This window comes from Dysgonomonas sp. 520, from assembly GCF_010501095.1.
Taxonomy (GTDB): Bacteria; Bacteroidota; Bacteroidia; order Bacteroidales; family Dysgonomonadaceae; genus QVMP01.
In genome coordinates this window covers 1-1055 of the sequence record NZ_QVMP01000002.1, presented here as the reverse complement: position 1 = coordinate 1055, position 1055 = coordinate 1, and the positions used below count along the sequence as shown (strand labels likewise).

Annotated in this window: 1 pseudogene; it reads right to left on the bottom strand. The window is 44.5% G+C overall.

Annotated features, from left to right (window positions below):
- Positions 1–210 precede the first annotated feature (210 nt).
- A pseudogene (locus tag D0T56_RS01330) lies at positions 211–1055 on the bottom strand (hypothetical protein); the annotation flags it as partial.

Genomic DNA, 1055 nt, shown 5'->3' with positions numbered 1-1055 from the left:
TGGGTCGGCAAGAAGCCTGAGTCACAGAAAGCCTTTTTGATTCCTTTTGAGGCTTAGGTCAAAAGGAATGCGAGCAATCTATCTGATTGCGCGCAGGATATATTATACGATATAAAAGAACATTCTCCGGCAGACCAACGACCTGCCCCTACATCCCGATTTTCGGGTAACAAAACCCGAAAGGACGAGGGGAGTGTAGGGGCGGGGTGTTTACTCATTCTTCACACAACGTACTGCAAAGCCATCAGCACGACCATGACTACTAGCAGGGATAATACTACCATTATTGAAGTCAAGGTTGGAAGCACTAGTACTATTGATACTACTACTCCAGTAGAAACCACTTGTGCCTTGATCGTAAAGCAAACCATTACCGCTGTTTCGATGCCCATTAGCAGGTAAAAAAAGCGTTGTCGTATAACCATCCGGTTTTATTTCATAGCCTCGTATACTGGTGATTAGGGTAGCCGTACCTCCATACCAAGACCATGTGTTGGCAGTTGCCGTTTCGGGAGATCCCGAAATAGCTCCGCCTTTATAAATAGAACCCCACTCATCCTGAAAGGGTAGCCGCCAAGCTGTTCCGGCATCGGAACAAGCAGCATCACCATTGTTCAGACCATCTGTTCCTGTATGCCAGAATGCTTGATAAGTCCCATTCACTTTATAATGAGCACATGGATCATTTTGTATGAAATGCGAAGTACGCCATAATTGGTCAACTGTAGATTGACCAGCAGGGTTCCAATTGTACGGATCAGGTGCATTGTAAATGAATTTTCCGTACCAGGTAGATGTGGTACTTATTTGACTGTAAGGTCGTTGGGTGTCGGAAGTTGAGCAGCGTGAGCCAGATGTTATTTCTGCGGTTGTCATGCCTGTATATGCCATATTGTTTAAAGCCGGATTACGGTTTTCGTGTCCGTCAGCAATGCGTCCCCATTGGAAAAGGCTACCGAAAACATTTTCTTCACCATTAATATAAGTGTGTTGGCTTGAGGCATTGTTGGTGTAAGAGCCAATATTGTAACTCTTTTGACTTGATATAGTACTAT